We start from the raw sequence: 7,274 nt of genomic DNA, 5'->3' as shown, positions 1-7,274 counted from the left end.
CCCTCGTCCGTGACGGCGGCTCCTCGGGCTCGCTGCTCGCCCTGCACTCGAACGGTGAGCAGCAGTGGCGCGTCGACGGCGGCTTCAGGGAGGCGCGTGTCAGTGGGGGCTTCGTGGTCACCTACGAGACCGGCTCGAAGCGGGTGCTCGTGCTTTCCGCCGACACCGGCGAGGTCCTGCTGTCGGCGGCCTCGGAGGACAGTCCCGACTTCGGCTCCTACCTTCCCGGCGGCGTCGGCGTCGATGTGGGTCCCCAGGCCTTCTACGTCGTGGACGGTGACGAGGTCACCGTGTACGACGCCGAGGGCACCGCGGTCGGCACCGTTGCGGGGGCCGGCACGCGCACGGACTGGCTGGTTTCGTCCGACGTGACGCCGGAGCAGCTCCTGGCGCTACTGCGCAGCGTCGCCGCGGGCGGCGGTGTGCAGGTACGTGGGAGCGGGGATGCGACGGCGATCGAGGTAGACGTGTTCGCGTGCACGGCGTCCGGCCCGGGCTCCGTGGCCTATGCCGTGCCCGAGCGAACCGCGGGGGAGGCCTGCGTGATCACCCCGGAGGGGCTGATCGGCGGAGACGACGGGGTGCTGTTCACCATGGGGCAGCCCTCAAAGCGCGCAGACGCCACCGGTGACAACGTGATCGCCTACGACCTCGACGGCGGTGAGCAGCTCTGGCAGGTTGCGGGCACCCTGCTGGGAGTGGTCCCGGCGTCGGACAAGGCGGCGGGTGACAGTGCCGGCGCGCCCCGCATCCTGGTGGCCGAGGGGGATGACTTGGTGATCCACGGACTCGTCAAGCAGTGAGACGCGTTCCCGCTCAGGCCTGGGCCACCGGAATGTCGGTCAGGCGCGCGGCGAGGTTCTTGCCGGGCAGGTCCAGTGTGATGGTCTCGCCACCCGGGTACGGCCAGATGATCGGCAGGCGCATGGCCTCGCCGCGCACGATCTCACGCACACTCCGATTGGTGACGGGGACGTACTCGCCTTCGGCGTCCAGGTAGTTGGCCGCCAGGTAGCGCGCGCCGCCCTCCAGCAGCGTTGGATTGTGGACCGCGCTGAATGAGGCCGGCCAGTGCAGAATCTGCAGCTCGTCGGGCAGGGCGAACAGGCTCACCGTGATGTTGACGTCCTCCTGCGTGCTCAGCAGGAGTGAGCCCGTCACATAGTCGCCGACGCGCGTCACGGACTCCATCGACAGGTGGACCGTTTGATCATTGATGCGCACGTCCACGCCGTCGGCGCCAGTGCCCACCGGGCCGACGGACCTGGGCACCTGCCCCGCTGAAGTTGATGCGGTGTCCGCCGGCGCGGACGGGGCAGTAGCCGTGGCGGACAGTGCTGTCGCCTCCGCAGGGTTCTTCGGCGTCAGCTCCACCTCAACCCGGCGGTTCACGGCACGCGCCTCATCCGAAGTCCCCTCCGCCCGCGGCTCGGCCTCGCCCTTGCCCCTGACAGTGGTGTCCCAGTGAGTCAGGTCCGTCAGTTCGCCCAGTCGGTCGGCGACCGCCCGGGCGCGCCGCTCAGACAGGTCCTGGTTGTAGTCCTCCTCGTCGACGTCGTCCGTGTGTCCCGTAACCGACAGCTCCCCGCCGGACGGGTAAAGCGTCAGCTGTTCGACCACCTTGGCCAGGACGTCATCAGCCTGTGCGGACAGCTCCGTCGAGTCCGATCCGAAGGTCACGTCTCCAGAGACCGTCACCGTCGTGGAGTCCTCATCCGCATCGGTGTCATAGGAGCCGTCGGTGGCGACCACCAGCGAACTGAGGCGGAAGGGGCCGGGGTCGGCCTCGCGGTCGATCTCCGCCACGCTGAGCATCTCACCGACCTTAAAGCCGGCGTCCTCGGGGTCGACTACCGGGACTCCCACCGCCACGCCGACGCTCGGAAGGAACAGCTCAACCGTCTCGACGCCGTCATCTACCGCCTCGAACACCGGGAACACCTCTACCGAGGACAAGCGCGAGATCTCGTCGAACATCTCGTCGGAGCGATCTCCGAGCTCGGGGAATACGAGGGACTGCCGCAACGAGAGCAATCGCATTCCGCGCATCGAGTAGGGCGACGAGGGTGCACTGAAGGTCGAGGAGAGAGTCAGTTCCTCATCGGAGTCAGTGGACACCTCCACCCGGACGATGGTGTAACCGTCCTGCACCGTGGCAGGCCCTACACGGAAAGTGGCAGCCACCCCGTCGAGAGCTGATTCCAGCGCGACCGCGCCGCTCGCGTCCGCGGTCGGCACCGGGGGTGCGCTCACCGCGGGAGACGCCACAGAACTGCTCGAGTCGTCGGTGGAATCGGTCGCCTGCCAAAGGGGCCCGCCGGAGCAGGCGGCCAGGCCGGTGCCTGCCGCGCACAGCGACAGGAGGGAGAGCAGGGAGCGGCGGGGAAGACCGCTGGGGCTACGGAGTGTGGACTTCATGATGCGCCTTTCTGAACTCATCTGGAATCAATTGGGCTGGCGCGAAGACGCTATTGCCGGTACGCGACGACCGCGATGGGCAGAAGTCAACGTCTCCCCGGGTACACCCGGATACTCCCCGGGTACACCCGGGGAGTGTGGCAGTGGTGCCCATGGCGCCTAATTATTTGTTTTGTTACGGTTGTCGGGTTCAAGAGCCTCTACAGGTCTTGTTTAGGAGTGGTGGCGGTTATGTTGCGTCGTCGTGAGGTGCTGACCGGTTCGGCGGCTATGGCGGTGGGTGTGGTGCTAGCGTCCTGCTCGACCGGAGCCGGTGGTGAGGGTGAGGATGCTGTGGCGACGTCGTCCGGCGAGTCGACCATGGCGAGTAGTACCTCGCCGGCGCCCGTGTCTTCCGATCCGGTGGTGCTGAAGTCGGTGTGGCAGGGCGAGGCGCTGACTACGCGTGTGGGTCCTGCGGTGGTGCAGGGCGGCTACACCGTGGTGATGATGACCATTTCCGTTGATTCCGGCGAGCGCTTTTCGCTCGGGAATTCTATGTTTGGTGACGGGTTGAATATAGGCACATTGGCGTCCGTCAAGTTGACCTCCCTCAGGGATAATGTTGTGTATCGCGAGGTGGGACGAGCCCGCGTAGTGGCCGGGTATATCGAACCGGGCGCCTCGGCGGAGTTGTTCCCGGTGTTCGGCGCCTTGCCGGATGGTGTGGAGTCGGTCGAGCTGTTGCTGCCGACAATGGGCATGGCACTGAATGTGCCGGTGGTGGCTGCCGGTGCTGCGGGGTTTGATGTGACGGCGGCGATTGCTGATGCTCAAATCGATGAGAGTATTCATTCCGGCCCGTTTGAGTTGAATTCATTGGTGGTGGCTGCGGATCGTTCATCGGATACAGAGAAAGATGATGCCTCGACGACGGTGAATGTGTCGGGGGACGTGTTGTTCGCGACGGACTCGGCGGATCTGAGTGATGCCGCTGATGCGGTCCTGGCGTCGGTGGTGGAGCAGCTGGAGCTTCACCCCTCAGGCGGTGAGCTGGCGGTTACGGGGCATACGGATGATGTGAGCACCGATGCGCATAACCAGGACTTGTCGGAGCGGCGGGCCAAGGCCGTGTCGGATCGCCTGGGGGAGCTGACCGACTTGTCTGCTTGGGAGACGTCCGTGTCGGGTAAGGGGGAGTCGGAGCCGCGGGTGGCTAACGATTCGGATGAGAACCGGCAGCTGAACCGGCGGGTGGAGATCGTGCTTACACCCGCCGACCCTGACGAGGGCGCTGCGGCAGTCGCTACCTCGACTGGAGGTTCGGGTGATATGCCAGATCCCAAGGGGCCGGCTGGGCGAGGGCCGGACGGCGTGGACATCGAGATCGATGGCGTGCCCGCCCGTATCTCCCTTGCGAGTGTCACCAGGCATGAGGGGTACCTGATCGGCACGGTCACGATCGCCTCGAAGCAGGAGTTGAGTGTCCCGCCGTTCTTGATGGAGATCCCTCATGATTTGCTTTTCATTAGGATGTGGTCGTCGTATGCGACCTCGGGCTGTACCCTTTTGAAGGGGGACTCCCGGCATCTGGTCGTCGACTTCATGAACTCCGATGAAGACAGCGTTGTCCTGGCCGGCTACATATCGGGGACCATGAAGGCGGATGACGTTCGCAGTCTTCCGGTTGTGTGGCCGGACACGGGTGAGGACACTGTCATCATGGACATGATCGGTGAGGATGACGCATTCGGTCAGCATCTGGCCGTGCGCCTCACCGACATCCCCGTCGTCGACGGGTGAGGGCCTGGGTGGCTCGGGCGCCCTGGGCGCGGTATGGTCGACCCAATTCGTTATCCGGGTGTCGCCGCCGTGCTCGGGAGGCGGCACGCGGCGACGGCCGACATCCAGGTGAACCTGGGAGAGCCCGGGTGTACCTGGGTGAACGCAGCAGCGGTGATGAGAAAGGGGAGCTCATGCGCGATAGGCCCCGCCCCGGCGCCGACACTCGGCTGCCCCGCCGCGTGGTGCTGGCGCTGCCGGCACTCGCCGGCGTCGGCGCCGTCGCGGCTTGCGGCAAGAACCGGCAGGCGCCGGTGGTGCAGGCGACCCCCACTGCCGGCGGCGGAGCATCCGCGACGGCCTCAGCCGCCGTGAACGGGCCCGTTGAGGTCAGGGGAACCCTTGCGGGCCAGGAGATCCTGCTTTCCGTCGGCCCCGTGGTGCGCACCGAGCATGCGGGCGAGGAGCTGGCGATTCTGCCGATTCGCGCGGAATCGGCGGGCAGCAACACGCAGGCGGTGAGCATCGGCGAGCGGCTGATCGGCTCGCTGCTGTCCTCGGTTGCTGAGTACAAGCCCCTGAGGCTGATTGACACCGCCGGGTCGCGCCTGTGGTCCACCACCAGCCTGCAGGGATTGTTCAAGCCGCTTCAGCCCGGCCAGGGCCTGGACCTGCGCGCGACCTTCGGGCCGGTCGACGTCGACACGGTCACGGTCTTCCTCTCGGGCTTCGGCTTCGCACAGGTGGCGGTGGTGGATGCCGACGCCGACGGCGCGCCCAGGCTCGACGTTGACGCAATTGTTGCCGCCGCCAACCCGCACGCCCCGTTGCGCGCCCCGGTGCCGCTGGAGCGCTACGCCGAGGCGCTTGACGGTTCCTCCAGCGGCCTTACCACCGATGAGGAGACCACCGTCGAGGTCTCCAGTGACATAACCTTCGACTCCGACTCCGCCGAGCTGTCCGCCGCTGCCGATGCCGTCCTCTCCGGCGTCGCACAGACCATATCCGAGTATGACGGCGGCGACCTGGAGATCATCGGGCACACCGACGACGTCGGCGACGACGCCCATAACCAGTCCCTGTCCGAGCAGCGCGCCCAAGCCGTCTCCAGCCGCCTGGGCGAACTGACCGACCTGGGCGGCTGGGACGTGTCCGTCTCCGGAAAGGGGGAGAGCGAGCCGAAGGTCACCAACGATTCCGATGCGCACCGGCAGGCCAACCGGAGGGTGGAGATCGTCATCACCCCCGCCGGCGGCACCGACGGCTCCCTGTCCCGCTCCGACGGCGACACCACGCTCCCGGACCCGGCCGGCCCCCAGGGTCGTGGGCCCGGCGGAGTGACTGTTGATGCCGCCGAGCCCGATTCCGGTCAGGTCGTCGTCTTCCTGGAGCAGGTGACCCGACGGGACGGACTGCTGTTTGGGGAGCTGAAGCTGGAGGGCGGCAAGGGCGGTTCCGGGACGGCTATGAACCTCGGCTGGGTCAACGATCCCGGTGACGCGTTGGCCAACGCGCGCGGGGAGCTGGGCGGCTTGGCCAGCGTATTCTCCGCGGGCGGGCTGACGCTGCTATCCGGTTCTGATCGCATCTACCCCGTGGACTACCTGCTCGCGGGTACCACGGCCCACCGCGCCCTGACCGAGCTGGACTTGACCGAGGAGCTCGGTGAGGGGGAGCGGATGACGGTGTGCGTGGTGTGGCCGGACACCGCGGAGGACAACGTTGTGGTGGACCATCCGGGCGGCTCCGCGGAGGAAGGCGCCGTCGCCTACCCCTGGCGGCTGACCGATGTGCCCGTGGTCGCGGGATGAGGACCGGCGCGGCCGGGGCGCCCGGCCGTGACCGAAAGCACCGCCGCAGGGCCCCGATGGGCTTGCGCGCCTGGGTGTGGGCGCGTGTATGGTGGCGCCTGCCAAAGACCGCAGGTTCCCCGCGCAGGCGGGGCCAAGTCCGCATGTGGCGGAGCCGGCGCAGGTGAGAACGAGCCGCCAGCGGCTCTCGGAGTACGCCGAGTGCTCTGAGTGCACAAGCGAGCCCCGTGCCCACCGGCGCGGGGCTTTTTCAGTGCCGGAGCCTGTGGCAGACCACGGAAGGAGGGCCCATGGCAAGGCCTGAGAAGGACGCGGCTGTTGCACAGCTGGCGGACAAATTCCGTGAGGCCAACGCCGTTCTGCTCACCGAGTACCGTGGGCTGAGCGTCGCCGACCTCAAGGAATTGCGCCGCTCGCTCGCCGGCAACGCCGAGTACACCGTGGCGAAGAACACGCTTGCTGCCATTGCGGCGCGGCGCGTCGGACTCGACGCGATCGTGGACGACTTGAAGGGCCCCACGGCACTTACGTTCGTCACCGGCGAGCCGGTGGAGGCGGCCAAGGCGCTGCGTGACTTCGCCAAGGACAACAAGAACCTCATCGTCAAGGGCGGCGTCATGGAGGGCAACGCCCTGAGCGCCGATGAGGTTGACAAGCTCGCCTCGCTGGAGTCCCGCGAGGTTCTGCTGGCCAAGGCAGCGGGTGCTATGAAGGCGTCCCTGTCCAAGGCGGCATACCTGTTCGCCGCGCCCGCCTCCAAGGCGGTCCGCACCGTCGACGCCCTGCGCGAGAAGCAGGAGACCGCGGCCTGAGCCGCGTGCGCCACCAACACCAACACCACTTCCCTGCGCGCAAAAGCGGTGCAGGACCCCTTTTCCAGGAAGGAACGCCCCATCATGGCGAAGCTGACCACCGACGAGCTCATCGAGGCCTTCAAGGAGCTCTCCCTCATCGAGCTGTCCGAGTTCGTCAAGGCCTTTGAGGAGACCTTCGACGTGACCGCCGCCGCCCCGGCCGCCGCCGTCGTCGCTGCCGCCCCCGGTGCCGCCGCCCCGGCCGCCGAGGAGGAGAAGACCGAGTTCGACGTCATCCTCGAGTCCGCCGGCGACAAGAAGATCCAGGTCATCAAGGAGGTGCGCGCCCTGACCTCCCTCGGCCTGAAGGAGGCCAAGGACCTCGTTGAGGCCGCCCCCAAGGCCATCCTCGAGGGCGCCGCCAAGGACGCTGCCGAGAAGGCCAAGGCCCAGCTCGAGGGCGCCGGCGCCACCGTCACCCTCAAGTGAT

6 protein-coding genes and 1 pseudogene are annotated in these 7,274 nt (G+C 67.3%); 5 read left to right on the top strand and 2 right to left on the bottom strand.

The window, feature by feature from the left end; translation table 11 throughout:
* A pseudogene (locus GZ998_RS10700) lies at nucleotides 1-803 on the top strand (response regulator transcription factor); the annotation flags it as partial.
* 13 nt (nucleotides 804-816) lie between these two features.
* Here GZ998_RS10700 and GZ998_RS10695 read toward each other — a convergent pair.
* Both GZ998_RS10695 and GZ998_RS10690 read right to left on the bottom strand, forming a co-directional pair.
* Nucleotides 817-2,418: an OmpA family protein gene (locus GZ998_RS10695; protein WP_219109825.1), complete on the bottom strand. Its 1,602-nt coding sequence runs from the start codon at nucleotides 2,416-2,418 to the stop codon at nucleotides 817-819.
* Nucleotides 2,419-2,618: 200 nt separating this feature from the next.
* A complete protein-coding gene (locus GZ998_RS10690; RefSeq protein ID WP_219109824.1) occupies nucleotides 2,619-2,780 on the bottom strand; it encodes a hypothetical protein in 162 nt (53 codons plus the stop codon).
* A 25-nt stretch (nucleotides 2,781-2,805) separates the two neighbouring features.
* Between GZ998_RS10690 and GZ998_RS10685 the strand changes: the two genes are divergently transcribed.
* From GZ998_RS10685 to rplL, 4 genes are all read left to right on the top strand, one after another.
* Nucleotides 2,806-4,200 carry an OmpA family protein gene (locus GZ998_RS10685; RefSeq protein ID WP_308807229.1) on the top strand — a complete coding sequence of 465 codons (1,395 nt, stop codon included), beginning with the start codon at nucleotides 2,806-2,808 and terminating at the stop codon, nucleotides 4,198-4,200.
* A gap of 173 nt (nucleotides 4,201-4,373) precedes the next feature.
* The gene (locus GZ998_RS10680; protein WP_219109823.1) at nucleotides 4,374-5,990 is read left to right on the top strand and encodes an OmpA family protein; all 1,617 of its coding nucleotides are present in this window, start codon (nucleotides 4,374-4,376) and stop codon (nucleotides 5,988-5,990) included.
* Between the two features lie 290 nt (nucleotides 5,991-6,280).
* Nucleotides 6,281-6,802 (top strand): 50S ribosomal protein L10, encoded by a 522-nt coding sequence (rplJ, locus tag GZ998_RS10675; RefSeq protein ID WP_161924776.1) that lies wholly within the window; start codon nucleotides 6,281-6,283, stop codon nucleotides 6,800-6,802.
* A gap of 84 nt (nucleotides 6,803-6,886) precedes the next feature.
* A complete protein-coding gene (rplL, locus tag GZ998_RS10670; protein WP_136193746.1) occupies nucleotides 6,887-7,273 on the top strand; it encodes a 50S ribosomal protein L7/L12 in 387 nt (128 codons plus the stop codon).
* Nucleotide 7,274: the final 1 nt, after the last annotated feature.

The organism is Actinomyces sp. 594 (assembly GCF_019325145.1).
Lineage (GTDB): Bacteria > Actinomycetota > Actinomycetes > Actinomycetales > Actinomycetaceae > Actinomyces.
Note: the sequence above shows the minus strand (reverse complement) of the source record. Positions and strands in the feature narration are given on the sequence as shown.